Raw genomic sequence first — 25318 nt, forward strand, 5'->3', positions numbered from 1 at the left:
AATTTGCCTGGCGGCCACAGCGCGGCGGTCCCACCTGACCCCATGCCGAACTCAGAAGTGAAACGCCGTAGCGCCGATGGTAGTGTGGGGCCTCCCCATGCGAGAGTAGGGAACTGCCAGGCATCCAGTTAAGACCAGACTTTCTGGTCGTGACCTCCCGGTGACGCGGAGAGGGCGAAACACCTGGCTTCAGGCGCGGTCCTGAGGGCAGTAAAGAATCGGTGGAGCGGTAGTTCAGTTGGTTAGAATACCTGCCTGTCACGCAGGGGGTCGCGGGTTCGAGCCCCGTCCGTTCCGCCACTATATTGAGAAGCCCTGACTGTTAAAGTCAGGGCTTTTTCATATTCTCTTTTTCCCTCCGGCATTGTGAAGCTTTGTCGTGAGGTGAATTCCGACATTCGATACCACGAATTGAAACCCCGCGCTAAAATCCCTATAACAGTCAGTGTGAACTTTTTGTTGTTATCAGCCAGGCGGTAAAGTGCGAAAGAAAACCTATGCAATGCGCTATATAGCAGGCCAGCCAGCGGAGCGAATTTTTCCGCCGGGTGCGATGCTGCATCTGGGTCAGGGTCTGCCGCCAGGGGAGCCGCTGCCGGCCGATCCCACCCTGCGGGTGCTGGTATGGAACATCTTCAAGCAGCAGCGCGCTGACTGGATGTCGGTGTTGCAGGGATTCGGTCGTGATGCCCATCTGGTCCTCCTGCAGGAGGCGCAAACCACGCCTGAACTGATCCAGTTTGCTACCAGCAATTATCTCGCAGCCGATCAGGTGCCCGCTTTTGTGCTGCCTCAGCACCCGTCAGGGGTGATGACGCTCGCATCGGCGCATCCGGTCTACTGCTGCCCGTTGCGCGAGCGCGAGCCGCTGCTAAGGCTGGCAAAATCCGCGCTGGTCACCGCATACCCTCTGCCAACCGGCGATATGCTGATGGTAGTGAATATCCATGCGGTTAATTTCAGTCTGGGTGTGGACGTATACAGTAAGCAGCTGGGGCCTATAGGAGAGCAGATCCGGCATCACCGTGGCCCGGTGATAATGGCAGGGGACTTTAATGCATGGAGTCGTCAGCGGATGAACGCGCTCTATCGCTTTGCCCGCGCCATGTCTCTGCGGGAAGTGGCGTTTACAGATGATCACCGGCGTAAAGCGTTTGGCCGGCCGCTCGACTTTGTCTTTTACCGGGATATGAAAGTGAGTGAAGCAGCGGTGCTGGTCACCCGTGCCTCCGATCATAATCCGCTGCTGGTAGAGTTTAACCCCGTCACTGTTGCGCGCTAAACGCACCCGCCTGTAACGACGAGACGCTCTGGCCGGCACTGCTATAGATGATGCTATGCCGATAAAGAAAAAAGGCTGACAAATGTCAGCCTTTTCAGTGCATCAGGTATCTGGCGTTGCGCTATTCTTAACAAACAGAGTGAGCTTATCACCCGGCTGTATATCCTTCGCGTCGCTGTTCCAGCGCATTACGTCCTGCGTGTTAACGCCGTGACGTTTTGCAATACTGGCAAAAGAATCACCCTTACGAACGCGGTAGGTGATGCTGTTGCCGTTATCTGCCAACTGCGATGCTGCTGTCGTACCGCTAACCGTCAGGGTCTGGCCGATACGCACTGCCGCACTGCGCAGATTGTTCTGCTGTTTTAGCGAGCTCATGCTGACACCCAGCTTACTGGCGATACCGGATAGCGTGTCGCCTTTACGTACTTTGTAGCTGTTACCGGCTGCGCTGGCTTTAGCCAGTTCAACAGGCTGCACGGAGGCAATATCTCCGGAGGCCAGAGAGTTGCGCAGCTGTGCCACGTTGGACTTAGGCACCATAATATAGTGCGGACCGTTTGGCGCAGTCGTGCCGTTTTTGTACCCGGCGTTAAATGTCTTCAGTTTACTGAGCGACATACCCGCCATTTCTGCAGCCTGAGTTAACTGCATCTGCTGTCCCACTTCCACACGCGCCAGCGCGCGGCTTTCATTAGGGGCTGGCAGTTTAATGCCGTAACGCTTGTTGTTCTTGAGCAGTTCGCTTAAAGCCAGCATTTTCGGGACATAGATGGTTGTTTCGCGCGGCAGTGATAAATGCCAGAAGTCAGTCGGCTTACCCCGTGCCTTATTCTGCTTCATCGCTTTCAACACGCGTCCTTCGCCGCTGTTATAGGCTGCCACCGTCAGTAGCCAGTCGCCATCAAACATGCGATTCAAACGCTGCATCATATCCAGTGCTACTTTGGTTGAGGCCACCACATCACGGCGTCCGTCATACCAGCGGTTCTGTTTCAGACCATAATTTTTGCCCGTTTGCGCAACAATCTGCCAGATGCCTGCGGCATTGGCGGAAGAGGTTGCGTGAGGGTCAAAAGCGCTCTCCACTATGGGTAGCAGTACCAGTTCCATCGGCATTTTACGTTTCTGTATCTGCTCGACAATCCAGTACATGTACGGCTCTGCCCGTAATGTTACATCGTGGAGATAGCTCTTATTTTTTAAAAACTTTGTTTTCTGTTCGCGGATCCGGGCATTTTCCGGGATCCCCATCTTCAACTCGTCACTAATGAGATTCCAGAGATCGGTGTCTTCTGCGAGGCTGGTTCCATCATCTTGCCAGCGCGGCGACAACAAGCGATTTCCGTACTTTCCATTTTCACCTTGACCAGCTGAAGACAGGCTCTGTGCATGCTGAGCGGGGATATTGGCGTCATTCCGTGATGCCTGACATCCGACCAGCAAGACTGAGGCGAGTAATAATATCGCTTTAGCCTTCATGTGTGTGTCAGTAGTTCGCTTAAAAGACGAGCAACTATACGTGACGTACCGGCACAACACAACCCAAAAAATTAAAATTGGTCTTTCTTATTACGCAATTCAGCAAAAGTCTGCCATAACGGGGCGGATTCCACATTAATTGCTAAAGCTTTTTGTAAATCAGCATCTTGTGTGCGTAAAAATAAATTTATCTCACGTTCCAGCGCCAGTTTTGTCGGTAAAGTAGTGCGATTTTCTGCCCGTAAATCCTTAATTTCCTGATATCTGGCCAGAATTTTCGGATCATGGGGTAAAATTGCAGCAGCAAACTTCATGTTAGATAAAGTATATTCATGTGCGCAGCAGATAAGCGTATCGGCGGGAAGTTGATTAAGTTTTTGAAAGGAATGGAACATTTGTTCTGCTGAACCTTCAAAAAGTCGTCCGCAGCCGCCTGAGAACATCGTATCGCCGCAGAAAAGATAAGGTGCGCTGTAATATGAGATATGTCCTAAAGTGTGGCCCGGCGTGGCGATGACCTGAAAAGGCAGGCCGAGCAGCGTAACGGTCTCGCTCTCATGAACAATATGCTGCGCGCCTTTAGCCGCCGTTTCCTGAGGGCCATATACCTCAAGCTGAGGATAACGCTGCAGCAGTTCAGCAACCCCGCCGGTATGGTCCTGATGATGATGTGTCAGCAGAACAGCCACCGGCGTCCAGCGATTGGCTTCAATTTTTTCAATCAGCGGCCGGGCTTCACCGGGGTCAACAATCAGGCAGCTGCCGGCGTCATCGGTCAGCGTCCAGATGTAGTTATCCGTTAATGCGGGAATACTGGTAAGATTCATAAACACCTCTCTGGTTGTCTTAAAGGAAGATGGTAGAGCATGAAGCCAGCGAAAACACGCCAGATCCTGACCGCGCCGCGCACCTGGAATGATATGCCCTGGGGAGAGTACTTTCGCGATGCGTTAACCCAGCAGCTACAGCCCTGGCTGGCGAGGCTTTATGGCTTCCATATGCTAAAAATTGGCAGCCTGAGCGCAGAAATCAATACCAGCCAGTGTGCCATATCTCATCAGGTCAATGTTGGCAGTGAGGGCGACGCACTGCAGGTGCTCGCCAGCGTTGCTCAGCTGCCGTTTGAGTCTAAATCAATCGATGCCTGCCTGCTGGCGCACACGCTGGCATGGGAGCAGGATCCGCACCGCGTGTTACGCGAAGTGGACAGGGTGCTGATTGATGATGGCTGGCTGATTATCAGCGGCTTCAATCCTTTCAGCCTGCTGGGGATTAGCAAAGCGATTCCGGGTCTGAGCCGGCGAGCGCCCTGGAACAGCAGAATGTTCAGCCAGGTGCGTCTGCTGGACTGGCTGAGCCTGCTGAATTATGAAGTGGTGTACCGCACGCGTTTTCAGGTGGTGCCGTGGCATCGACAGGGGGGCAGGATGATCAGTGCGCATCTGCCCGCTCTGGGGTGTCTGAACATCGTGGTGGCCCGCAAGCGCACGTTCCCGCTTACGCCAGCTAAAATGAAAACGGCGCGCAGCAGTGCGCAGCTGCGTCCGGTAGTCAATGCTACGCGTCAGTTTCGCGAAACGCAGGATCAGGATGCAACCTGATAGCCAATGTCTTCCAGTGCCGGATTACCGGCAGCGCTGCGCGCCAGTTCATCGCAGCGCTCATTCTCCGGATGGCCGGCATGCCCCTTCACCCACTCCCATTGAATGATATGGGTGCTGAGCGCCGTATCCAGACGCTGCCACAGGTCAGTATTCTTAACCGCTTTTTTATCAGCGGTTTTCCAGCCACGCTTTTTCCAGTTGTGGATCCAGCTGGTAATGCCCTGGCGGACATACTGGCTGTCTGTGCTGATGACCACGTCGCACGGCTGCGTCAGCGCCTCTAAGGCGACAATGGCCGCCATCAGCTCCATACGGTTGTTGGTGGTCAGGCGATAGCCCGCGCTGAATAACTTTTCATGCTCGCGATAGCGTACAATAGCCCCATAGCCGCCCGGTCCCGGATTACCAAGGCAGGAACCGTCGGTGAAAATTTCTACCTGTTTGCGCATCTCTGGTAGACTTCCCTCTGAAAAAACGCCAAGTCTGACACAAAACGAGCCCTATGATCACTGCAAATAACCGCCAGATTGTCCTCGATACTGAAACCACCGGCATGAACATGATCGGGGTTCATTATGAGGGGCATCGCATCATTGAGATCGGTGCGGTTGAAGTCATCAACCGTCGCCTGACCGGCAACAACTTCCATATGTATCTCAGGCCCGACCGGCTGGTGGACCCGGAAGCGTTTGGTGTTCACGGCATCGCCGATGAGTTTCTGGCCGACAAGCCCACCTTTGCGCAGATAGCCGATGAGTTTCTCGACTATATTCGCGGAGCTGAGCTGGTGATCCATAACGCCTCGTTTGATATCGGCTTTATGGACTATGAGTTTGGCATGCTGCAGCGTGATATCGGCAAAACTGAAAGCTTTTGCAAAATCACCGACAGCCTGGCGATGGCGCGTAAAATGTTTCCGGGCAAGCGTAATAGCCTGGATGCGTTGTGCAACCGTTATGAAATCGACAACAGCAAACGTACGCTGCATGGCGCACTGCTGGATGCCGAAATTCTGGCGGAAGTCTTCCTGACCATGACCGGCGGCCAGACGTCGCTGGCATTTTCCATGGAGGGCGACCAGCGTAATCAGGCTGAAGGGGAGCATATTCAGCGTATCAGCCGCCCCGGTTCAGGCCTGCGCGTGATTAATGCCAGTGATGAAGAAGTCATGGCGCACGAAAGCCGCCTCGATCTGGTCACAAAAAAAGGTGGCAGCTGTCTGTGGCGCGTCTGATGCACTGATTTTGCTGCTAAAAACAGCGGCGAGCTGAAAAAAGCGGCAAACGTGTCATTTTGATATAAAAAGCGTTGACGGGGGAGGGGGCTGCCATTAATATGCGCCTCGTTCCCGACGGGGAACAAAGCGCGGAGCGGTAGTTCAGTTGGTTAGAATACCTGCCTGTCACGCAGGGGGTCGCGGGTTCGAGCCCCGTCCGTTCCGCCAATCTATTTAAAAAAGCCGATTCAGAAATGAATCGGCTTTTTGCTGTCTGCTATTCAGCCAGCACTATACACCCTCTTTTTGCAGCGTCGCTTCCGGACGATACGAGACCGGTACGACCCGTTCTGCCCGCGCCAGCCAGCGATAGCAGCCCGCCCCCAGCGCCACACCGATAAACCAGCTGAAGTTAGCTACCGCATGCAGCGCCGGAATAAAACTTATCGTCAGGCAGATCCCGACCGCCGGCAGCAGCGCCGCGATCGCTTTGGGATTAAAGCCGTTGCGGTACCAGTAACGTCCCTGCGGCGTGGCGTTAAACAGGTCATCAACGCTTACGCTGCCGCCTTTAATCAGATAAAAATCCGCAATCAGGATACCGAACAGCGGGCCCACAAACGAGCCCAGCACATCCAGCGTATAGTGGATCAGTTCAGGTGACTGAAACAGATTCCACGGCGTCAGCAGCACGGAACCCACCGCGGCGATCATGCCACCGGTGCGGAAACTGATCTTCTGCGGGGAGCAGTTAGAGAAATCGAAGGCGGGTGACACAAAATTCGCCACGATATTGATACCAATGGTGGCGGTGATCATGGTCAGCAGGCCGATAGCGACGGCCAGGTCGTTGCCTACCATACTTACCGTCTCAATCGGATCGGTGATCATTCTGCCAAACAGCGACTGGGTGCCGGAGACAATCACTACCGTAACCACGGAGAACAGCAGGAAGTTAAACGGTAATCCCCAGCGGTTGCCGCGGCGAACTTCACTCATGTTTTTGCCGTAACGCGAAAAGTCGCCGAAATTAAGCAGAGGACCGGAAAAGTAGGAGACGACCAGGGCGGTTGCAGTGATCATCTGCCAGGTCTGTTCGCCGGCACTCAGTGATTTGCTGGCCAGCGTAAAAGAGATACCCGCCAGACCAGTTTTGTATACAATCCAGCCCGCCAGCGCGACCATCACGACATAGACTGCCGGACCCGCCACGTCGATAAAGCGCTTAATGGCGTTCATGCCGTGCCAGAACACCATCGCCTGCAGCAGCCACATGATGCCAAAGCAGCACCAGCCGAGCAGCGACAGCCCCAGCCAGCTGCTTTGCGTCATGCTATTAAGCGCCGGGAAGAACTTCAGCAGAACCAGCATCAGGGCATTCGCCGCCAGATAGGTCTGAATACCGTACCAGGCAAACGCGATCAGTCCGCGGATCACGGCCGGAATATTGGCGCCGAATACGCCAAATGCCTGGCGGCAGATCACCGCATAGGGCACGCCCGCCATCTGGCTGGGTTTTGCCACCAGATTCGCACAGAGCTGCACGATACCGATCCCGGCCAGCAGACACAGCAATACCTGCCAGCTTGCCAGCCCCAGCGTAAAAAAGCTGGCGGCAACCACATACCCGCCCATGCTATGCACATCGGACATCCAGAAAGAAAAGATGTTGTACCACGTCCAGTTCTGCTGGCGCGTCGGAGCCAGATCCTCATTACACAGGCGTGGACTATAGGCCGCGCGGGCATCAGCCTGCGCTGGCGTCACTTCAGTATGAATTGGCATGAAACCTGCTCCTCTCACCATGATGGGGAAAATATTCACCGTTTAAAGAGCTATTGCAGGATCCAGGCCAGAAGTGATTTGTTGTATACAAAAAATGAAAGGAGTGTATACGATATCTGGCAGTCAGCTATTTTCCGGAGCAGGTAATGAATCATGAATCCGCAGTGAAGCCGCGCGCTGTGACGTTTGAAAAAGATGAAGCGATCTTTCAGGCATTGCTTAGTGCCATCGTTGAGCACCAGCTTCCGCCGGGCAGCAAGCTGCCTGAAGAGGCGCTGGCAGAGGTGTTTGGCGTCAGCCGTACCGGCATTCGTAAAGTGCTGCAGCGCCTCGCGGCGGTGCAGATGATCACGCTGTCGCCCGGACGTGGTGCACAGGTCAGCACGCCCGATGTGGCGGAATCACGCGATATCTTTGCCACGCGCAGCATGCTGGAGTGCGCCAACCTGCCCGCTGTACTGACGCATCTGCAGTCGCCACACCTCGCGGCGCTGGAGGCGATTATCACGCAGGAGCAGCAGGCGCATCAGCAGAATGACGGCGCGGCTGCCATTCGTCTTTCAGCCGCGTTTCATATCCAGCTGCAGGCGATATCCGGCAATCAGGTGCTGACCGATATCATCACGCGCCTGACCCAGCGCTCATCGCTGGTGATTGCCGCCTGGGGCACGCCCTGGCAGCACGGCTGCCGCTGCGATCATCACGACAGGCTGGTCGATCTGCTGCGCCAGCGGGCGCTGCCTGCGCTGACTGAGGCGCTGACGCACCACTTCGACCACATTCTCTCCAGCCTGCACTTTGAGCGCAGCGGTGAAACGCTGCCCGATTTCAGCCGGTTATTTGCCGGTCATAAAGGAGCCCTATCATGAGCCTGATACAGGTGATCAACCCCAATACCAGCCTGGCAATGACTGAAACTATTGGTGCGGCCGCGCGCGCCGTGGCGGCACCGGGCACGGACATTCTGGCGGTCTGTCCGCAGCAGGGCGTACCCTCCATAGAGGGACACTTTGATGAGGCGATAGCCGCGATCGGCGTACTGGAGCAGATTAAGCGTGGCGAAGCGCAGGGCGTCAGCGGCCATGTGATCGCCTGCTTTGGCGATCCCGGCTTGCTGGCGGCGCGCGAGCTGGCCAGCGGCCCGGTAATCGGTATTGCCGAAGCGGCAATGCATACCGCCACGCTGGTGGCGACGCGCTTTACCATCGTCACCACGCTGCCGCGTACGCTGGTGATCGCCCGCCATCTGCTGCAGCAGTATGGTTTTACGCACCATTGTGCGGCGCTGCACGCCATCGATCTGCCGGTACTGGCGCTGGAGGATGGCAGCGGCGTGGCGCAGGAGAAAGTCCGGGCGCGCTGCATTCAGGCAAAACGTGAAGATAACAGCGGCGCGATTGTGCTGGGCTGCGGCGGCATGGCGTCGCTGGCGCAGGATCTGACCCGCGAACTGGATATGCCGGTGATCGATGGCGTCAGCGCGGCGGTAAAAATGATAGAGGCGCTGGTGGCGCTTGGCCTGGGCACCAGCAAGCATGGCGATCTCGCTTATCCGCTGCAAAAACCCCTCAGCGGCGCCTTTCAGCACCTAAACTAAGGTCTGGCTGAGGTGTGACAACAGGAACTGACTGAATGAATGACGCATCTGAAAAGAAAGAGTACAGCTTCAACAAAAATTATCCGCGCGATCTGATCGGCTATGGTGGCCAGCCGCCGCATGCGCAGTGGCCCGATAACGCCCGGGTGGCGGTACAGTTCGTACTCAATTATGAAGAGGGCGCAGAAAACAACGTGCTGCATGGCGATGCCGGTTCGGAGCAGTTTCTGTCCGATATCATTGGCGCAGCCAGCTACGCCGATCGCCACATGTCGATGGATTCCCTGTATGAGTATGGGTCGCGTGCCGGTTTCTGGCGCATTCATCATGAGTTTCAGAAGCGTGGTCTGCCGCTGACGGTGTTTGGCGTGGCGATGGCGCTGGCGCGGCACCCGGAAATTGTCGCCGCGATTAAAGCGGCGGATTATGACGTGGTCAGCCACGGCTGGCGCTGGATCCACTACCAGGGAATGGATGCGAAAACCGAACGGCAGCATATGCAGCAGGCGGTCGACGTGCTGACCGAACTGTTTGGCAAAGCGCCGACGGGCTGGTATACCGGGCGGGACAGTCCGAACACTCGCCGGCTGGTCGCAGAGCAGGGCGGCTTCAGCTACGACAGCGACTATTACGGTGACGATCTGCCGTTCTGGACCCAGGTCACACGTCAGGATGGCACCGTCAAACCGCATCTGATCATCCCCTATACGCTGGAGTGCAACGACATGCGCTTCGCCACGGCGCAGGGCTTCAACACCGCCGAACACTTCTTCACCTACCTGCGTGATACCTTTGATGTGCTGTATGAAGAAGGAGAGCGCGCCCCGAAAATGATGTCGGTCGGCATGCACTGCCGCCTGCTGGGGCGGCCGGGAAAATTCCGCGCGCTGCAGCTTTTTCTTGATCACATTCAGCAGCATGAAAAGGTGTGGATCTGCACCCGCCAGCAGATTGCCGATCACTGGATGACGGTACATCCCGCGCCCTGATAATGCCCTCACCGCAGGGGTGAGGGCTGACGCGCTTACTCACTCATCAGGCTGACCTGCGCGGCCACAATGCGCCACCCCTGCGGCAGCCGCACCCACGTCTGCTGCTGCCGTCCGATACGCGCCGTTCCCTCGCGGGTGAATTCGGTGCTGCACACCGCATAGTCATCGCCAAACGTGGTGATCACCGTATTGCGCAGCGTGCGATCGAGCCCTTTTGACGGTCGTGCCGCGCGAAAGGCGCGAATCTCCTCAATCCCGTACAGATTCTCTCCGGCACCCAGCCGGACGGTACGCGCGTCGTGCCAGAACAGTTCGTCCAGCACCGCGACATCATTGCTCACCAGCGCCTGCTCGTAGCGATAAAATGCAGCGCTTACGGCGGCAACGGTATCCGGATCGTTTATCCTGTCCGTCGTCATTATCAGATATCCATTAAAGTAGGTTGATCGTAAGTCAGGCCCTGCTGCTGCAGCGCCCAGGCGGCGCGCAGCGCCAGCTGTTCGTTAAACGGCGCGGCAATCAGCTGTACGCCAATCGGTAAGCCGCTGGCGGTGAGCAGCGGTACGCTACATACCGGCAGGCCAGCGAACGAAATCGGCTGCGTCAGCATGCCCATGCTGGCGCGTGTCGGCAAATCCTGACCGTTGATGTGAATGGTTTCCTGGCCGATGGTGGTGGCGGTACAGGGCGTGGCGGGGGCGATCAGCACGTCATAATGGTCGAACAGCGGCAGCACCTGTTGCTGGAAGTGACGCCGGAAACGCTGGGCCTGCACATACCACGCGGCGGGCAGCATCGCGCCGGCCAGCAGGCGTTCGCGTGAATTCGGCTCAAAGCGTTCTGGCTGGGTGCGCAGAGCGGGCAGATAGTGATTGCCGCCTTCCGCCGCGGTCATGATAAACGCGGCCGCGCGCGCCAGTTCGGCCTGGGGCAGCGTCACTTCTTCTGCCGCGCCGAGCGCGCTGGCGGCTACCGCTACCGCCGCGCGCGCCTCATCATTGCACCAGGTGGTAAAAAAACCGCCCAGCGTCGCGCAGCGCAGCCCGTCGCTGCCCGCCTGCAGGCGGTCGCTGACCAACTCCGGCGGCCGCGTCAGCTGAAACGCATCCTCTGCGTCGCGGCCCTGCAGCGCATCATAAACCAGGCTGAGATCCTCAACCGAGCGGGCAAACGGGCCGATATGATCGAGGCTGGCGACAAACGGCTGCGTACCGCTGCGCGACAGGCGGCCAAAGGTGGGCTTAAGGCCGAAGATGCCGCACAGCGACGCCGGTACGCGAATCGAGCCGTTGGTATCGCTGCCGAGCGAAAAGTGCACCAGTCCGGCCGCTACCGCGGCGGCTGAGCCGCCGGATGATCCACCGGCGATGCGCGTGATATCGCGCGGGTTGCAGGTGGCGCCATAGTGACTGTTTTCGGTGGTAAAGCCGTAAGCGTAGGCATCCATGTTCAGCATACCGGAGAGTAGCGCGCCCGATTCACGCATCCGGCTGACCGCCCAGGCGTCTGCACGCGCCGCCGCCCGCGTGCTAAACAGGCTGGCACCCGCCAGCGTGGTATGGCCGGCTACATCAAACAGATTTTTTACCGCATACGGAATACCCGCCAGCGGTGGCAGCGTTTCACCGCGCAGGCGCTGCCGGTCAAGCTCTTCAGCCTCGCGCAGCATGCGCTGCCCGGTGATCGCCGTCCAGGCGTTGAGCGCCGGGTTATGCTGCTCAATCGCCGCCAGCGTATGGCGGGCAATCTCAGCGGCCCCGATTTCACCCTGCTGCAGCGCACGCTGCAGCGCTGCGATCGATAATGATGTCAGGCGCATGGCTGGAATACCCCGGCCACTTCCAGGCGATCGTCCAGCGGCAGCGCCATCAGCGGCGCGGCTATAGCCGCAATCCGGCTGAGCTGCAGCTGCAGCTCAGCACGACGTGCGTCATCCAGATCCAGTGCGAGGATCTGCTCCATCTGAGCGACATAGTTCGCCCACTCTGCGGATTCGGTCATGAGTCTCTCCTGTTAAAAACCGGCTGCGCTGCCGTTGCTGCGCGGATCGAAAGCGCCTTCCAGCATGCCGCTGGTGTGGCGCACTACGGCGCCCGCATGGCCTACCACTTCACTGAAGTCAGAGAGCAGCTCAACCTGATGACCCAGCAGACGCAGCCGACCCACCGTTTCCGGCGCCACGCGCGCTTCCAGTTTGAGTGAGTCAGAGGCCTCGCCCCAGGTGCGCCCCAGCAGCCAGCGTGGCGCACTGACCGCCTGCTGCAGCGGCATACCCTGAATGACGTGACGGGTAAAAATGGCCGCCTGCGTCTGCGGCTGACCATCTCCGCCCATCGATCCATACACCATGACCCGGCCATCTTTCAGGCGGGCGGCAGCAGGGTTAAGCGTGTGAAACGGCTGCTTGCCCGGCAGCAGCGCCAGAAGATGATCGGGCTGCAGGCTGAACGCCGCGCCGCGATTCTGCCAGGTGATGCCGCTGCCTGGCAGCACCACGCCGCTGCCAAATTCGTGGTAGATGCTCTGAATAAAAGAGACCGCCAGCCCGCTGCTGTCGATGGCGCCCATCCAGACGGTATCGCCCGGACCGCGTCCGGTTCCCCACGGCGCGGCGCGATGGTCATCAATATTGGTCGCAAGGCTGGCAAGATGATCGGCACTGAGCAGCGCCTGCACGTCGGTATCGCTATGGCGCGGATCGGTGATATGCCGATCGCGCAGGCTGAACGCCTGCTTGGTCGCCTCCACAATCCGGTGCAGCGTCTGAGCTTCATCAGCCTGCGCCATATCCAGACGATCGGTAATACCCAGAATCGCCAGCGACACCAGCCCCTGCGTCGGCGGCGTCATGTTCCAGATATCGCCTTCGCTGTGTGCAAGGTGGAGCGGGGTGCAGCGCCGGGCGCGATGCTGCTGCAGATCGTTCAGCGTGACCGGCATCCCCAGCGCGTGCATGTCATCTGCCAGCGACCGCGCCAGCCGGCCGCGGTAAAAGCTCTCCAGCCCCTCTTCACTCAGCTGGCTGAGCGTGGCCGCCAGCGCAGGCTGGGTAAAGCGGCTGCCCGGCTGTGGCGGTCCGCCGTCCGGCATAAACGTGGCGGCAAAGCCGGGCTGATGCTGCAGCTCAGGCGCTTTTGCGGCGGTAGCGGCCGCCTGCGAGGCGGTAACCGGTATGCCGTCGGCAGCGTAACGGATAGCATCGCGCAGCAGACGGTGTGGCGGCAGCGGCGCATGGCCCAGCTCCTGTGACAGGGTCAGCGCCTCCTGCCAGCCGCTGACGGTGCCGGCGACGGTCAGCGCCGCTTCCGGCCCGCGATGCGGGATCGTCTGCCGGCCCTGATAAAAACTCATTGTCGCCAGCGAGCCGGCGGCGCCACTGGCATCAATCGCAACGGGTTCCCCTTCAGGCGGCACCACCAGCCAGAAGCCGTCGCCGCCCAGCCCGTTCATATGCGGATAGACCACCGCAATGGTTGCGGCGGCGGCGACCATCGCTTCGAGTGCGCTGCCGCCGTCGCGCAGTACGGCAAGGGCGCTTTCACTCGCCAGATGATGGGGGGTGACGACCATGCCCTGCGGGGCCATGTTGCTCTGAATCATAATTGTTCCCGGCTGATTTCTGCTCATCTCCATCCGACACAGCTGCCAAACCCGCTGCGGCGGCATTCCCTGACGTAAACATAAGCAAGAGCTGTTCCACTTTTTCTGTCGGTGGGTGCTGGATCGATTTATGCTAGAGCAGGGTGAAACGAAAGTTACAGGACAACGCATGAAACAACTCGATGAACGTCTGCGCAGCCAGTACGCGCAGCTGTCGCCTCAGGAGCAGCGCATTGCTGACTTTGTGTTTGACCATTTTGATGACCTGATCAGCTACAACAGTGCTGAACTGGCACGGCTAAGCGGCGTCTCCAAAGCAACGGTGAGCCGGCTGTTCCGGCGCCTTGGCTATGAAAAATATAAAGATATGCGCGATGAGCTGCGCACCCTGCGGCAGAGCGGAATGCCGCTCACCGACAATCGCGATGCGGTGCAGGGCAACACGCTGCTGGCGCGCCACTATAAGCAGGAGATGGCAAACCTCACGCAGTGGATCAACCGTATCGACAGCCAGCAGTTAAGCGACGTCATCGCCGCACTGGGCAGCGCAAAACGCGTCTTTATCATCGGTATGCGCAACGCGTATCCGGTCGCGCTGCATCTGCGTCAGCAGCTGCTGCAGGCGCGTGCCCACGTGGTACTGCTGCCGCAGCCGGGCCAGACGCTGGGCGAAGAGCTGGTGGATATTACCCCGGACGATATGGTGGTGGTGATGGCGTTCCGGCGACGTCCGCGCCTGCTGCGTCCGCTGATGCAGCAGCTGCAGCAGCGTGATATCCCGCTGCTGGCGCTCTCGGAGCCGCAGGCGCAGGGGATTCAGGGCGTGGCACGCTGGCAGCTTTGTGCACCGCTTGACAGCGTGTCTGCCTTTGACAGTTACGCTTCAGCCATGAGCCTGGTCAATTTACTGGCGAACGCGCTGCTGCATGAAACCCTGTCGCAGGGGCGGCAGCGTATTCATCAGATAGCCGATCTCTATCAGCATCTGGATGAGCTGGAACACCGATAGCGGGCACTGAAATGGTGCGTTGCACCGTTTTGAATCTCTGAAGCAGGGTACGCCAGTACCCGATTTTTCCTGCTGCTGACCCCTTTTATGCCGGTTTGTTACCGGTTTTTTTCTGTCGCTTTGATTGGCACATTAGTTGCAGTCACTGCATGTAAGAATCTTTTGTTTCACGTTCAACACACCGGGGTGCATAATGAAAAAGGTTTTACTGGCGGTAGCGGGTGCGGCGCTTTTACTGGCTCAGGCAGGCAGCGCGCAGGCGGATCAGCTACAGGATATTCAAAAGCGCGGCGTGATCCGCATCGCAGTGCCGCAGGATTTCCCGCCGTTTGGATCAGTGGGCACCGATCTGCAGCCGCAGGGATATGACATCGACATGGCGCGCTATCTGGCAAAGCAGATGAAACTGAAGTTGCAGCTGGTGCCGGTCTCCAGTGCCAACCGCGTACCTTATCTGCAGACGGACAAAGTCGATCTGGTGATCTCCAGCATGGGTAAAAATGCGGAGCGGGAAAAGGTCATCGCCTTCAGCCGCGCCTATGCGCCCTTTTTCCTCGGCGTGTTCGGGCCGAAAGGTGAGACGCTGAAGGATGCCGCCGCACTGAGCGGCAAAACGATCGGCGTTACGCGTGGCGCGGTTGAGGATATGGTGCTGAGCGCGGCCGCGCCGAAAGATGCGCAGGTCAAGCGTTACGAAGATAACAACACCACGCTTTCGGCTTATCTCTCCGGTCAGGTGCAGTATGTGGCAACCGGTAATCTGGTGGTGGCGGCCATTACCCGGCAGAACGCGGCAAAAGCGCCGGTGGCGCAGTTTATGCTGAAAGATTCTCCCTGCTTTATCGGTCTGAAGAAGAATGAGCCGGCGCTGAAAGCAGAGGTCGATACGCTGATCGAACAGGGTATAAAGGACGGTACGCTGAATAAGCTCTCAGAAGAGTGGCTGAAAGCGCCGCTGCCCGCTTCGCTCGGTGCCTGAGTCATGGCGCAGCTAAATTTCGCTGAACTCTGGCCTTACTGGCCGGAACTGCTGGCCGGGCTATGGGTCACTGTGCAGCTTACGGTGGTGGCTACGCTCGGTGGCGTCAGCCTCGGCATCATCGGCGCAGCGCTGCGCAGCGGCAGGCCAGGCTGGGCCAGCCGCCTCTGGGGCGTCTATGTGGAGCTGATCCGCAATACGCCGTTTGTCGTACAGCTGTTTTTTATCGTGTTTGGCCTGCCCAACCTGGGGGTAAAACTTACCGCCGGAGAAGCTGCGCTGCTGGCGATGCTGATCAATCTCGGCGCTTACAGCACAGAGATTATCCGCGCCGGCATTCAGGTCACGCCGAAAGGACAGTGGGAAGCGGGGCGCGTGCTGGGTTTAAGCCGCGCGCAGACCTTTCTGCGCGTGGTGCTGCCACCTTCGCTGCAGCGCATCTATCCGGCCCTGGTCAGTCAGTGCATCATCGTTATGCTCGGCTCATCGGTGGTGTCGCAGGTCTCTTATGAGGAGCTGACCTTTGCGGCCAATCTGATTCAGTCCCGCACATTTTTGAGTTTTGAAGTCTACCTGGTGACCACGCTGCTCTATCTGGCGTTGTCAGTTGCGATGCGTCAGCTGCTGCTGGCGCTGGGGCGTAAATGGTTTGGAGTAGAGCCGGCATGACAACCTTTACCGACTGGGACATTCTGCGCAATCTGCTGCTGGCCGCACGCTGGACGCTGCTGCTGTCGCTGGTGGCCTTCGCCGGCGGCACGCTGGTGACGCTGCCGCTGCTGCTGCTGCGCCTGCTGAAAAAGACGTGGCTGACGCGGCTGATTCAGGGCTATACCGCGCTGTTTCAGGGCACGCCGCTGCTGATGCAGCTGTTTCTCGCGTTTTTTGGCGTCGGGCTGTTTGGCGTGGACGTGGCGCCGTGGACCGCCGCCTCGCTGGCGCTGACCTTTTATACCAGCGCCTTTCTGCTCGATATCTGGTACGGCAGCATACGCGCGCTGCCAAAAGGTCAGTGGGAGGCGTCACGCTGCCTCGGCCTGAACTTCGGCCAGACGCTCTGCCGCGTCGTGGCACCGCAGGCGATCCGCATCGGCATTGCGCCGACGGTGGGCTTTGCGGTGCAGGTGATCAAAGGCACCGCGCTGGCCTCAATCATCGGTTTTATCGAGCTGACGAAAGCCGGCACTATTTTAAACAACGTCACGTATCAGCCGTTTAAGGTGTTTGGCCTCGTGGCGCTTGGCTACTTCCTGATGTGTTATCCGCTGTCGCGCTACAGCCAGTACCTGGAGAAAAAATTCCATGCCGCTCATCACCATTAATCAGGTTCAGAAATACTACGGCGAAAATCATGTCCTGAAAGGGGTTGATCTGGATATCGATAATGGCGAAGTGATCTCGATTATCGGCCGCAGCGGCTCCGGTAAAAGCACGCTGCTGCGCTGTATGAACGGGCTGGAGGGCTACCAGGAGGGCAGCATTAAGCTGGGCGGCATGACCATTACGCATCGTGAATCTCAGGCGCGTGAAATCAGCCGCTCGGTCGGTATGGTGTTCCAGAATTTCAATCTTTTTCCGCACATGACCGCGCTGGAGAATGTGATGCTGGCACCGCGCCGCGTGCTGAAAAAAAGCGCGGCGGAGTGCCGGCAGCTGGCAACAAAAATGCTGGAAAAAGTGGGGCTGGGTGAGCGACTGGACTACTACCCGGCCAGCCTCTCCGGTGGCCAGCAGCAGCGTGTGGCGATTGCCCGGGCGCTGGCGATGCAGCCAAAAGTGCTGCTCTGCGATGAGATCACCTCCGCGCTCGATCCGGAGCTGGTGGGCGAGGTGCTGAAGGTGCTGGAGCAGCTGGCGGCGGAGGGGATGACGCTGATCCTCGTGACGCATGAAATGAATTTTGCCCGCGACGTGGGCGACCGGGTGGTATTTATGCATCAGGGGCGGGTGTGGGAGCAGGGCAGCAGTAAAACGCTGTTTGCGCAGCCGCAGACCGCCGAACTGAAACAGTTTATCTCGACCGTACGCCTCTGAGCGGGGCCATTAAGGAATTCACTATGGACATTCATCAGTTCTCTCAGATCAATCCGCCGCAGCGTCTGCTGATGGGGCCAGGGCCGATTAACGCCGACCCGCGCGTGCTGCGCGCCATGTCGAGCCAGCTGCTCGGGCAGTACGATCCGGCGATGACGCACTACATGAATGAAGTCATGGCGCTCTATCGCGGCATTTTTCGCACCGAAAATCGCTGGACGCTGCTGATTGACGGCACCTCTCGCGCCGGCATCGAGGCGATTCTGCTTTCTGCTATCCGTCCCGGCGATCGGATACTGGTACCGGTGTTTGGCCGTTTTGGCCATCTGCTGTGCGAGATTGCGCGGCGCTGCCGGGCGGAAGTGCATACGATTGAAGTGCCCTGGGGCGAAGTGTTCTCGCCGGATCAGATTGAGGATGCGATCAAACGGGTTAAGCCGCGCCTGCTGCTGACGGTGCAGGGTGACACGTCAACCACTATGCTGCAGCCGCTGGCGGAGCTGGGCGCTATCTGTCGCCGGTATGGCGTACTGTTCTATACCGATGCCACCGCCTCTCTGGCGGGTAACGCGCTGGAAACTGATGCCTGGGGGCTGGATGCGGTCTCTGCCGGCATGCAGAAATGCCTGGGCGGTCCCTCCGGCACCTCTCCCGTTACCCTGAGCCCGCAGATGGAGGAGATCATCCGCAAGCGTAAATGCGTGGAGGAGGGGATCCGCACGGCGGCGCATCAGGATGGTGATGACGAGATGATCTACTCCAACTATTTCGATCTCGGCATGATCATGGATTACTGGGGGCCGGAGCGGCTTAATCACCATACGGAAGCGACCAGCGCGCTGTTTGGTGCCCGGGAATGCGCGCGCATCATTTTGCAGGAGGGGCTGGATAACAGCATCGCCCGGCACAAGCTGCATGGTGACGCGCTGCTGAAAGGCATCCAGGGCATGGGACTGGAGACCTTTGGCGATCTGCAGCACAAGATGAACAACGTGCTGGGCGTTGTCATTCCGCAGGGCGTGAACGGTGACCAGGTGCGCAAACTGATGCTGGACGATTTTGGCATTGAGATCGGCACCTCATTTGGTCCGCTGCACGGCAAAGTGTGGCGCATCGGCACCATGGGCTACAACGCGCGTAAAGATTGCGTGATGCAGACCCTGAGCGCGCTTGAAGCGGTACTGCAGCACTGCGGTTTTGGTACGCCGCAGGGTGCGGCGCTGCAGGCCGCCTGGGATCGCTACGGGAGCGAAGCATGAGTGCACGCCAGATGAGCGCTGAAGAGGCGCAGTCGGCCGCCGCGCGCATTATGGCGCGTTGTGATGCGCTGGCGGAGATCAGCGAGGAGGAGGATAGCCTGACGCGCGTTTATCTCTCTCCGGAGCACCTGCGCGCTAACGCCTGCGTGGCGGAGTGGATGCAGGTGGCGGGCATGCGGACCTGGCAGGATGCCGTGGGCAATATCTGCGGCCGCTATGAGGCGGCCGAGCCGGGCGCAGCGGCGCTGCTGCTCGGTTCCCATCTTGATACCGTGCGCAACGCCGGACGCTATGACGGCATGCTGGGCGTGCTGAGCGCAATTGAAACCGTGCAGTGGCTGCACGATCGCCGGCAGCGCCTGCCGCTGGCGGTCGAGATAGTGGGTTTTGCGGATGAGGAGGGGACCCGCTTCGGCATTACGCTGCTGGGCAGCCGCGGCCTGACCGGCAGCTGGCCGGAGAGCTGGATCACTCATCCCGACGGCAACGGCATTACGGTCGCCGCCGCGATGCAGGATGCCGGGCTGGATGCCGCACAGGTAAGTCTCGCAGCACGTCATGTCAGCGAGATCGCCGCCTATCTGGAGCTGCATATCGAGCAGGGGCCCTGCCTGGAGGAGGCGGATTTAGCTCTGGGCGTGGTCACCGCCATCAACGGCGCGCGCCGCCTTAACTGCCATTTTAGCGGCGAGGCGGGACACGCCGGCACGGTGCCGATGCTGCTGCGTAAAGATGCGCTGGCCGCCGCCGCCGAGTGGATGCTGTTTATCGAACAGGCGACGCAGGCGCCGCTGGTGGCGACAACCGGCACGCTCAGCTGTCAGCCTGGCGCAGTGAATGTCATTCCGGGAGAGGTGCAGCTGTCGCTGGATATTCGCGGCCCGCAGGATGAGCCGCTGGAGCGGCACCTGTCGCAGCTGTTAACGCAGGCGCAGGCGATTGCGCTGCGGCGCGGGGTGAGCTTCAGCGCCAGCGAATATTACCGCATTGCCGCGACGCCGTGCGATAAACGGCTGCAGCAGGCGCTGGGCGCGGCGGTTGAAACCGTTCAGGGCTGCACGCTGGCACTGCCGAGCGGGGCGGGCCATGATGCAATTGCCATGGCGGAGCGCTGGCCGGTCGGCATGCTGTTTGTGCGTAACCATCACGGTATCAGCCACCATCCGGCGGAATCGGTAAATACGAACGACGTGGCGCTGGGCGTGCAGGCATATCTGCAGGCGGTAACCGCGCTGGCGCAGGCATAAGGGAGCGGGCATGAAGCTGAATGAGTTTAATCAGGCGGATGAGGCTGACGCCCGTCAGGCGATCGCGCACTGCGTCGCCATTCCTGCCTGGCAGCAGGCGCTGGTGGCCGCACGGCCCTATGCCTCCCTGAGTGCGCTGGCCGGGCGGGCGCAGCAGCTGGCGCAGCGCTGGCAACAGGCGGAGCTGGAGCAGGCGCTCAGCGCCCATCCGCGTATTGGTGAAGCAGCCCAGGGTACGGCGCATGAGGCCAGGCTGTCGCGTCAGGAGCAGGCTGCGATGCAGCAGGCGGACCGCGACCTGCAGCTCGCGATGCGCGCAGGGAATCAGGCCTATGAAGCACGCTTTGGCCGGGTATTTCTGATCCGGGCCAGCGGACGCAGCGCGGAGCAGATGCTGGCAGAGTTGCAGCGCAGGCTTAACAATAATAAGGCGTGCGAACAGCAGGAGACGCTGGCGCAGCTGCGGGAAATTACCCTGTTACGGCTTAAGGAGAGCATCATATGAGCACCATCACCACGCACATTCTTGATACCGCGCTCGGCACACCGGCCGCAGGCGTTGCCGTCTCGCTGGAGCAGAACAGCCCGGAAGGGTGGTTTCCGGTCAGTGAAGGAGAAACCGATCGCGACGGGCGTATCAGCGATTTAACACCGGAACCCTTAGCGCCGGGGCACTACCGGCTGACGGCAGAGATTGGCGACTATTTTGCCGCTGACGGGCGCGATGCGCTCTATGTCAGCGCGCAGATAGACTTTGTTATCGGACGGGCGGGCAGCCATTATCATCTGCCGTTTCTGATCTCCCCCTGGTCCTGGTCCACCTATCGCGGCAGCTGAACGGCCGCGCTTCATTTTGTGCAGCCTGTCACAAAACTTCTTTTTGAAAGACAAAAGCTATCAAAGCTTTCGGTCCATCCAAATATATTCTGCTCCTGAGTGCCGCTATCTTAACCGCAAAACGTGAAGCCAATGGAGCCGAATAATGAGCACGCCAGACCATAACGATAATGCTGCAGCGTCCGGAAAATGTCCTTTTCATCATGGAGCGTCAGAAGAGAAGAGCGTGCTTGCACGCGGCGCCGGCAGCGGCACCTCTAACCGCGACTGGTGGCCTAATATGCTGCGGGTCGACCTGCTGAATCAGCACTCCAGCCGCTCTAATCCGCTGGATGAAAATTTCAGCTACCGCGAAGCGTTCAGCCAGCTTGACTACGCGGCACTAAAAGCGGATATCCGCGCGCTGCTGACCGATTCACAATCCTGGTGGCCCGCCGACTGGGGCAGTTACATTGGCCTGTTTATTCGTATGGCGTGGCACAGCGCCGGTACCTACCGCACCATTGATGGCCGCGGCGGCTCCGGACGCGGACAGCAGCGCTTTGCGCCGCTCAACGCCTGGCCCGATAACGTCAGCCTTGATAAAGCACGACGCCTGCTCTGGCCGGTAAAACAGAAGTATGGCCAGAAAATTTCCTGGGCCGATCTCTACATTCTGGCGGGTAACGTCTCCCTGGAGAACGCCGGGTTCCGTACCTTTGGTTTTGGTGCCGGTCGTGAGGATGTCTGGGAGCCGGATATGGATGTGGACTGGGGCCATGAAAAAGAGTGGCTGGCCCACCGTCATCCTGAGAGCCTCGCAAATGCCCCGCTGGGCGCCACCGAAATGGGCCTGATCTATGTGAACCCTGAGGGCCCGGAAGCGAGCGGCGATCCGCGTTCTGCAGCACCGGCGATCCGCGCCACCTTTGGCAACATGGGCATGAACGATGAAGAGATCGTCGCGCTTATCGCAGGCGGGCATACGCTGGGTAAAACGCACGGGGCGGCGGCCGCCAGCCACCTTGATGTCGATCCTGAAGCCTCACCGATTGAAGCGCAGGGCTTTGGCTGGCACAACAGCTACGGCAGCGGCGCCGGCGCAGATGCCATCACCTCTGGTCTGGAAGTGGTCTGGACGCAGACGCCAACCCAGTGGAGCAACTACTTCTTTGAGAACCTGTTCAAATATGAGTGGGTGCAGACGCACAGCCCGGCGGGCGCGATTCAGTTTGAAGCGGCGGACGCAGAAGCGATCATCCCCGATCCGTTTGATCCGGAGAAAAAGCGCAAGCCCACCATGCTGGTGACCGATCTGACGCTGCGTTTCGATCCGGAGTTTGAGAAGATCTCGCGCCGCTTCCTGAACGATCCGCAGGCGTTTAATGAAGCGTTCGCCCGCGCCTGGTTCAAGCTGACTCACCGCGATATGGGACCCAAAGCGCGCTACCTCGGCCCGGAAGTGCCGAAGGAAGATCTGCTGTGGCAGGATCCGTTACCGCAGCCGGTGCATCAGCCTGGCGCTGATGATATTGCGCAGGCTAAAGCGCAGATTGCCGCATCGGGCCTGAACGTCAGCCAGCTGGTCTCCGTGGCCTGGGCATCCGCTTCAACGTTCCGTGGCGGCGATAAGCGCGGAGGGGCCAACGGTGCGCGTCTGGCGCTGGCACCGCAGAACGGCTGGGCGGTCAATGCCGGCGTGGTAAGCGATGTGCTGCCGGTCTTGCAGCAGATCCAGCAGGCGTCCGGCAAGCTCTCACTGGCGGATATCCTTGTGCTGGCGGGCAGCGTCGGTATTGAGCAGGCGGCAGCCGCCGCTGGCGTGGCGGTACAGGTGCCGTTTATGCCAGGCCGCGTGGATGCGCGTCAGGATCAGACCGATATTGAGTCGTTTAACGTGCTTCAGCCGCTGGCCGATGGCTTCCGTAACTATCGTCGCGTGCAGAGCGGTTCCTCAACGGAGACTCTGCTGCTGGATAAAGCGCAGCAGCTGACGCTGAGTGCGCCGGAGCTGACGGCGCTGCTGGGCGGCCTGCGCGTGCTCGGCACCAACTATGACGGCAGTCAGCACGGCGTGTTTACCGATCGCCCGGGCGTGCTGAGCAACGACTTTTTTGTCAATCTGCTCGATATGCGCACCGCATGGCGCGCCACTGATGAACGCGCGGAGCTGTTTGAAGGACGCGATCGTGAAAGCGGTGCAGTGAAATATCACGCCACGCGCGCCGATCTGGTGTTCGGCTCTAACGCCATCCTGCGCGCGCTGGCGGAAGTGTACGCCAGCAGCGATGCGAAGCAGAAATTTGTCCATGACTTTGTGGCCGCCTGGACGAAAGTGATGAACCTGGACCGTTTCGATCTGGCGTAATTATCCTGCGCTGCATCGCGCCTGATACGCCCGTGTAAAAACAGAACCGGAAGCCACGCGCTTCCGGTTTTTTTGCTTTTCTCACCGGCGTTACCGGTGCCGGCCGGCGGTCTATTCCAGCGTCCACGTATCAGCATCGCGCCACGCCGGAAAGCGCTCGCGGTACGCCTGCAGCGCCTCCAGCGACAGCTCCGCATCCAGACGTGCCGGGGTGAACGGTTCAGCGGCTGCGAGGATCTCCCCCTGCGGTGAGATAATCTGGCTGTCGCCGCGGTAGCGATGATGATTGCCGTCGCTGCCCACCCGGTTACAGCCGGCGATATACGCCTGATTTTCGATGGCGCGCGCCATCAGCAGCGCCTGCCAGTGATGCGCGCGTGGAGCCGGCCAGTTGGCCACATAGAGCGCCAGATCGTAATCGTTGCGGTTGCGGGAAAACACCGGAAAGCGCAGGTCGTAGCAAATCTGCGGCAGAATGCGCCAGCCGCGCCAGTAAACCAACTCCCGGCGTTCGCCCGGCAGATAGTGCTGATGCTCCTCCGCCATACGAAACAGATGGCGTTTGTCATACTGATGCAGCGTGCCGTCTGGCTCCACCAGCAGAAACCGGTTTACCGCACCCGCTTCTGTCTGAATGGCCGCGCTGCCGCCGATCAGCGCCTGGGTGGCCCGCGCGTGATGCTGCAGCCAGGCCACCACCTCCTGCTGCGGCAGCGAAGCCTGTGCCGCCTCCATGGCAAAGCCGGTCGTAAACATCTCCGGCAGCACAATCACATCGCGTCCGCTCAGTTTTTCCAGCAGCCGATCAAAGTGACGCAGGTTAGCGGCGCCGTTCATCCAGCTCAGCGGCTGCTGCAGCAGAGTAATCTTCAAAGTTTGCACAGGCGCTCCGCGGCGGCGTCAAGCGTCGCCTCTTGTTTGGCAAAGCACAGGCGGATCAGCCGGTGCGGGAAAGGATCAGCGCAGAACACCGACAGCGGGATAGCAGCGACGCCCGCCTCTCTGGTCAGCCACTCGCAGAAGCTGACGTCATCGAGATCGGAGATCGCGCTGTAGTCCAGCAGTAAAAAATAGGTGCCTTCACAGGGTAATACCTGAAAGCGACTGGCTGCCAGCGCCTGCGTCAGACGATCGCGCCGCGCGCGGTAAAACTCAGGCAGCGTCCGGTAGTGTTCCGGCTGCTGACGCAGCATATCCGCCAGCGCCAGCTGGGCCGGAGTATTGACGGAAAAGGTCAGGTACTGATGTACCTTACGCAGCTCGGCGCTGATAGCGGGTGGCGCTATGGCGTAGCCCACTTTCCAGCCGGTCATATGATACGTCTTGCCAAATGAGGAGACGGTGACCGCGCGCTGGCGCAGTCCGGCATGCGCCAGCACGCTGGCGTGGCCTGCCGTGCTGAAACAGATATGCTCATACACTTCATCGCTCAGCACATAAATCTCCCGATCCGCAATCGCCTGCCACAGCGCCTCCAGATCGCTCTGCTGCCAGACGGTAGCGGAGGGATTGTGCGGCGTATTCAGGATCACCAGCCGCGTATGTGCGCTGAGCCGATCGCGAAACGCAGGCCAGGGGACGCGAAACTCAGGCGGCTGCAGGGCGATGCGCTGCATCACGCCGCCCGCCAGCGTTACCGCGGGCGCATAGCTGTCGTAGCTGGGGTCAAAGCAGATCACTTCGTCGCCGGGGCGCACCAGCGCGGTAATGGCAGCGTAGAGCGCTTCCGTCGCCCCGCTGGTCACGGTAATGTCGCTGCCAGCGTCGGGCCGGTAGCCATAAAGCCCGGCGGTTTTATCCGCTATGGCGTCGCGCAGTTCCGGCGTGCCGATCATCGGCGCATACTGATTGGCTCCCTGACTGACGTGATGCGCCAGCCGCGCCTGCAGCAGTGCGGGGCCGCTGAAATCGGGAAATCCCTGAGAAAGGTTAATGGCGCTGTGCCTGGCGGCAAGCGCGCTCATCTGCGTAAAGATCGTGGTGCCGGTCGCGGGAAGCTTGCTGTCGGGAATAAGATCAAATGGCGTCATAGTAAGCTGGCCTTGCGC

Annotated in this window: 26 protein-coding genes, 2 tRNA genes, 1 rRNA gene and 1 pseudogene; 19 read left to right on the top strand and 11 right to left on the bottom strand. The window is 59.4% G+C overall.

Annotated elements, in window-relative coordinates:
- Positions 1–6 precede the first annotated feature (6 nt).
- From rrf to C1Y41_RS00015, 3 genes are all read left to right on the top strand, one after another.
- A 5S ribosomal RNA gene (gene rrf, locus C1Y41_RS00005) occupies positions 7–122 on the top strand.
- 101 nt (positions 123–223) lie between these two features.
- Positions 224–300: transfer RNA gene (locus C1Y41_RS00010), tRNA-Asp, on the top strand.
- 181 nt (positions 301–481) lie between these two features.
- Positions 482–1282, top strand: a complete 801-nt coding sequence (locus C1Y41_RS00015; RefSeq protein ID WP_071668473.1) for an endonuclease/exonuclease/phosphatase family protein — start codon at positions 482–484, stop codon at positions 1280–1282.
- A 102-nt stretch (positions 1283–1384) separates the two neighbouring features.
- On the opposite strand, the gene mltD is transcribed toward C1Y41_RS00015, so the two are convergent.
- Both mltD and gloB read right to left on the bottom strand, forming a co-directional pair.
- A complete protein-coding gene (gene mltD / locus C1Y41_RS00020; RefSeq protein WP_039382798.1) occupies positions 1385–2764 on the bottom strand; it encodes a murein transglycosylase D in 1380 nt (459 codons plus the stop codon).
- Positions 2765–2835: 71 nt separating this feature from the next.
- Complete coding sequence (gloB, locus tag C1Y41_RS00025; protein ID WP_104084593.1) at positions 2836–3591, bottom strand: hydroxyacylglutathione hydrolase; 756 nt, start codon at positions 3589–3591, stop codon at positions 2836–2838.
- A 39-nt stretch (positions 3592–3630) separates the two neighbouring features.
- Here gloB and C1Y41_RS00030 point away from each other — a divergent pair, with 39 nt between their 5' ends.
- The gene (locus C1Y41_RS00030) at positions 3631–4365 is read left to right on the top strand and encodes a class I SAM-dependent methyltransferase (protein WP_094112074.1); all 735 of its coding nucleotides are present in this window, start codon (positions 3631–3633) and stop codon (positions 4363–4365) included.
- Here the strand turns inward: C1Y41_RS00030 and rnhA are convergent.
- A complete protein-coding gene (rnhA, locus tag C1Y41_RS00035; RefSeq protein ID WP_104084594.1) occupies positions 4350–4817 on the bottom strand; it encodes a ribonuclease HI in 468 nt (155 codons plus the stop codon). The genes C1Y41_RS00030 and rnhA overlap by 16 nt on opposite strands.
- 57 nt (positions 4818–4874) lie before the next feature.
- A pseudogene (locus C1Y41_RS20420) lies at positions 4875–4925 on the bottom strand (hypothetical protein); the annotation flags it as partial.
- On the opposite strand from C1Y41_RS20420, the gene dnaQ reads away from it, so the two are divergent.
- A complete protein-coding gene (dnaQ, locus tag C1Y41_RS00040) occupies positions 4922–5602 on the top strand; it encodes a DNA polymerase III subunit epsilon (protein WP_349919431.1) in 681 nt (226 codons plus the stop codon). The pseudogene C1Y41_RS20420 and the gene dnaQ overlap by 4 nt on opposite strands.
- 133 nt (positions 5603–5735) lie before the next feature.
- Positions 5736–5812 (top strand) — tRNA-Asp (locus tag C1Y41_RS00045).
- A gap of 63 nt (positions 5813–5875) precedes the next feature.
- Here C1Y41_RS00045 and C1Y41_RS00050 read toward each other — a convergent pair.
- Complete coding sequence (locus tag C1Y41_RS00050) at positions 5876–7369, bottom strand: NCS1 family nucleobase:cation symporter-1 (RefSeq protein ID WP_039382812.1); 1494 nt, start codon at positions 7367–7369, stop codon at positions 5876–5878.
- 146 nt (positions 7370–7515) lie between these two features.
- On the opposite strand from C1Y41_RS00050, the gene C1Y41_RS00055 reads away from it, so the two are divergent.
- Genes C1Y41_RS00055 through puuE form a run of 3 tightly spaced genes read left to right on the top strand, consistent with a single transcriptional unit; the run spans position 7516 to position 9955 of the window.
- Entirely contained in the window at positions 7516–8238 is a 723-nt protein-coding gene (locus C1Y41_RS00055) for a GntR family transcriptional regulator (RefSeq protein ID WP_039382814.1), read from the top strand.
- Positions 8235–8966 carry an allantoin racemase gene (gene hpxA, locus C1Y41_RS00060; protein ID WP_039382816.1) on the top strand — a complete coding sequence of 244 codons (732 nt, stop codon included), beginning with the start codon at positions 8235–8237 and terminating at the stop codon, positions 8964–8966. The genes C1Y41_RS00055 and hpxA overlap by 4 nt, the downstream gene beginning before the upstream one ends.
- 35 nt (positions 8967–9001) lie before the next feature.
- Positions 9002–9955, top strand: a complete 954-nt coding sequence (puuE, locus tag C1Y41_RS00065) for an allantoinase PuuE (RefSeq protein ID WP_071668478.1) — start codon at positions 9002–9004, stop codon at positions 9953–9955.
- A 35-nt stretch (positions 9956–9990) separates the two neighbouring features.
- Here the strand turns inward: puuE and hpxZ are convergent, their stop codons facing one another.
- Genes hpxZ through C1Y41_RS00085 form a run of 4 tightly spaced genes read right to left on the bottom strand, consistent with a single transcriptional unit; the run spans position 9991 to position 13558 of the window.
- Positions 9991–10377 (bottom strand): oxalurate catabolism protein HpxZ, encoded by a 387-nt coding sequence (gene hpxZ / locus C1Y41_RS00070; protein ID WP_039382822.1) that lies wholly within the window; start codon positions 10375–10377, stop codon positions 9991–9993.
- Between the two features lie 2 nt (positions 10378–10379).
- Complete coding sequence (locus C1Y41_RS00075) at positions 10380–11777, bottom strand: AtzE family amidohydrolase (protein ID WP_039382825.1); 1398 nt, start codon at positions 11775–11777, stop codon at positions 10380–10382.
- Positions 11768–11959: an oxalurate catabolism protein HpxX gene (gene hpxX / locus C1Y41_RS00080; RefSeq protein WP_039382827.1), complete on the bottom strand. Its 192-nt coding sequence runs from the start codon at positions 11957–11959 to the stop codon at positions 11768–11770. Before hpxX ends, C1Y41_RS00075 begins: the two co-directional genes overlap by 10 nt.
- Before the next feature lie 12 nt (positions 11960–11971).
- Positions 11972–13558, bottom strand: coding sequence for a gamma-glutamyltransferase family protein (locus tag C1Y41_RS00085; RefSeq protein WP_039385720.1), 1587 nt, complete (start codon positions 13556–13558; stop codon positions 11972–11974).
- Positions 13559–13727: 169 nt separating this feature from the next.
- On the opposite strand from C1Y41_RS00085, the gene hpxU reads away from it, so the two are divergent.
- The 10 genes from hpxU (at position 13728) to katG (ending at position 23270) form a co-directional block, all read left to right on the top strand.
- A complete protein-coding gene (gene hpxU, locus C1Y41_RS00090) occupies positions 13728–14567 on the top strand; it encodes a MurR/RpiR family transcriptional regulator HpxU (protein WP_039382830.1) in 840 nt (279 codons plus the stop codon).
- Positions 14568–14760: 193 nt separating this feature from the next.
- Entirely contained in the window at positions 14761–15546 is a 786-nt protein-coding gene (locus C1Y41_RS00095) for a transporter substrate-binding domain-containing protein (protein ID WP_039382831.1), read from the top strand.
- 3 nt (positions 15547–15549) lie between these two features.
- Positions 15550–16215, top strand: coding sequence for an amino acid ABC transporter permease (locus C1Y41_RS00100; protein ID WP_104084595.1), 666 nt, complete (start codon positions 15550–15552; stop codon positions 16213–16215).
- Complete coding sequence (locus C1Y41_RS00105) at positions 16212–16868, top strand: amino acid ABC transporter permease (protein ID WP_039382833.1); 657 nt, start codon at positions 16212–16214, stop codon at positions 16866–16868. Before C1Y41_RS00100 ends, C1Y41_RS00105 begins: the two co-directional genes overlap by 4 nt.
- Positions 16849–17580 (top strand): amino acid ABC transporter ATP-binding protein, encoded by a 732-nt coding sequence (locus C1Y41_RS00110; RefSeq protein ID WP_039382834.1) that lies wholly within the window; start codon positions 16849–16851, stop codon positions 17578–17580. Before C1Y41_RS00105 ends, C1Y41_RS00110 begins: the two co-directional genes overlap by 20 nt.
- A gap of 23 nt (positions 17581–17603) precedes the next feature.
- Positions 17604–18839 (top strand): alanine--glyoxylate aminotransferase family protein, encoded by a 1236-nt coding sequence (locus C1Y41_RS00115; protein WP_104084596.1) that lies wholly within the window; start codon positions 17604–17606, stop codon positions 18837–18839.
- The gene (hpxK, locus tag C1Y41_RS00120) at positions 18836–20086 is read left to right on the top strand and encodes an allantoate amidohydrolase (protein ID WP_104084597.1); all 1251 of its coding nucleotides are present in this window, start codon (positions 18836–18838) and stop codon (positions 20084–20086) included. Before C1Y41_RS00115 ends, hpxK begins: the two co-directional genes overlap by 4 nt.
- A 10-nt stretch (positions 20087–20096) precedes the next feature.
- On the top strand, positions 20097–20591 hold the full coding sequence (uraD, locus tag C1Y41_RS00125; protein WP_104084598.1) for a 2-oxo-4-hydroxy-4-carboxy-5-ureidoimidazoline decarboxylase: 495 nt from the start codon (positions 20097–20099) through the stop codon (positions 20589–20591).
- Positions 20588–20923 carry a hydroxyisourate hydrolase gene (gene uraH / locus C1Y41_RS00130; protein WP_071668481.1) on the top strand — a complete coding sequence of 112 codons (336 nt, stop codon included), beginning with the start codon at positions 20588–20590 and terminating at the stop codon, positions 20921–20923. Before uraD ends, uraH begins: the two co-directional genes overlap by 4 nt.
- 145 nt (positions 20924–21068) lie before the next feature.
- On the top strand, positions 21069–23270 hold the full coding sequence (katG, locus tag C1Y41_RS00135) for a catalase/peroxidase HPI (protein WP_104084599.1): 2202 nt from the start codon (positions 21069–21071) through the stop codon (positions 23268–23270).
- Between the two features lie 111 nt (positions 23271–23381).
- Here katG and C1Y41_RS00140 read toward each other — a convergent pair whose 3' ends face one another.
- Both C1Y41_RS00140 and C1Y41_RS00145 read right to left on the bottom strand, forming a co-directional pair.
- Positions 23382–24152, bottom strand: coding sequence for an amidohydrolase (locus C1Y41_RS00140; protein ID WP_104084600.1), 771 nt, complete (start codon positions 24150–24152; stop codon positions 23382–23384).
- On the bottom strand, positions 24140–25300 hold the full coding sequence (locus C1Y41_RS00145) for a pyridoxal phosphate-dependent aminotransferase (RefSeq protein ID WP_104084601.1): 1161 nt from the start codon (positions 25298–25300) through the stop codon (positions 24140–24142). Before C1Y41_RS00145 ends, C1Y41_RS00140 begins: the two co-directional genes overlap by 13 nt.
- Positions 25301–25318 lie beyond the last annotated feature (18 nt).

The sequence above is a fragment of the Pantoea sp. ICBG 1758 genome, from assembly GCF_002928325.1.
Taxonomy (GTDB): domain Bacteria; phylum Pseudomonadota; class Gammaproteobacteria; order Enterobacterales; family Enterobacteriaceae; genus Pantoea; species Pantoea eucrina.

Coding starts and splice junctions, on each gene's coding strand:
- mltD (WP_039382798.1), bottom strand. CDS start 2,764: ATGAAGGCTAAAGCGATATTATTACTCGCCTCAGTCTTGCTGGTCGGA.
- gloB (WP_104084593.1), bottom strand. CDS start 3,591: ATGAATCTTACCAGTATTCCCGCATTAACGGATAACTACATCTGGACG.
- C1Y41_RS00030 (WP_094112074.1), top strand. CDS start 3,631: ATGAAGCCAGCGAAAACACGCCAGATCCTGACCGCGCCGCGCACCTGG.
- rnhA (WP_104084594.1), bottom strand. CDS start 4,817: ATGCGCAAACAGGTAGAAATTTTCACCGACGGTTCCTGCCTTGGTAAT.
- dnaQ (WP_349919431.1), top strand. CDS start 4,922: ATGAACATGATCGGGGTTCATTATGAGGGGCATCGCATCATTGAGATC.
- C1Y41_RS00050 (WP_039382812.1), bottom strand. CDS start 7,369: ATGCCAATTCATACTGAAGTGACGCCAGCGCAGGCTGATGCCCGCGCG.
- C1Y41_RS00055 (WP_039382814.1), top strand. CDS start 7,516: ATGAATCATGAATCCGCAGTGAAGCCGCGCGCTGTGACGTTTGAAAAA.
- hpxA (WP_039382816.1), top strand. CDS start 8,235: ATGAGCCTGATACAGGTGATCAACCCCAATACCAGCCTGGCAATGACT.
- puuE (WP_071668478.1), top strand. CDS start 9,002: ATGAATGACGCATCTGAAAAGAAAGAGTACAGCTTCAACAAAAATTAT.
- hpxZ (WP_039382822.1), bottom strand. CDS start 10,377: ATGACGACGGACAGGATAAACGATCCGGATACCGTTGCCGCCGTAAGC.
- C1Y41_RS00075 (WP_039382825.1), bottom strand. CDS start 11,777: ATGCGCCTGACATCATTATCGATCGCAGCGCTGCAGCGTGCGCTGCAG.
- hpxX (WP_039382827.1), bottom strand. CDS start 11,959: ATGACCGAATCCGCAGAGTGGGCGAACTATGTCGCTCAGATGGAGCAG.
- C1Y41_RS00085 (WP_039385720.1), bottom strand. CDS start 13,558: ATGATTCAGAGCAACATGGCCCCGCAGGGCATGGTCGTCACCCCCCAT.
- hpxU (WP_039382830.1), top strand. CDS start 13,728: ATGAAACAACTCGATGAACGTCTGCGCAGCCAGTACGCGCAGCTGTCG.
- C1Y41_RS00095 (WP_039382831.1), top strand. CDS start 14,761: ATGAAAAAGGTTTTACTGGCGGTAGCGGGTGCGGCGCTTTTACTGGCT.
- C1Y41_RS00100 (WP_104084595.1), top strand. CDS start 15,550: ATGGCGCAGCTAAATTTCGCTGAACTCTGGCCTTACTGGCCGGAACTG.
- C1Y41_RS00105 (WP_039382833.1), top strand. CDS start 16,212: ATGACAACCTTTACCGACTGGGACATTCTGCGCAATCTGCTGCTGGCC.
- C1Y41_RS00110 (WP_039382834.1), top strand. CDS start 16,849: ATGCCGCTCATCACCATTAATCAGGTTCAGAAATACTACGGCGAAAAT.
- C1Y41_RS00115 (WP_104084596.1), top strand. CDS start 17,604: ATGGACATTCATCAGTTCTCTCAGATCAATCCGCCGCAGCGTCTGCTG.
- hpxK (WP_104084597.1), top strand. CDS start 18,836: ATGAGTGCACGCCAGATGAGCGCTGAAGAGGCGCAGTCGGCCGCCGCG.
- uraD (WP_104084598.1), top strand. CDS start 20,097: ATGAAGCTGAATGAGTTTAATCAGGCGGATGAGGCTGACGCCCGTCAG.
- uraH (WP_071668481.1), top strand. CDS start 20,588: ATGAGCACCATCACCACGCACATTCTTGATACCGCGCTCGGCACACCG.
- katG (WP_104084599.1), top strand. CDS start 21,069: ATGAGCACGCCAGACCATAACGATAATGCTGCAGCGTCCGGAAAATGT.
- C1Y41_RS00145 (WP_104084601.1), bottom strand. CDS start 25,300: ATGACGCCATTTGATCTTATTCCCGACAGCAAGCTTCCCGCGACCGGC.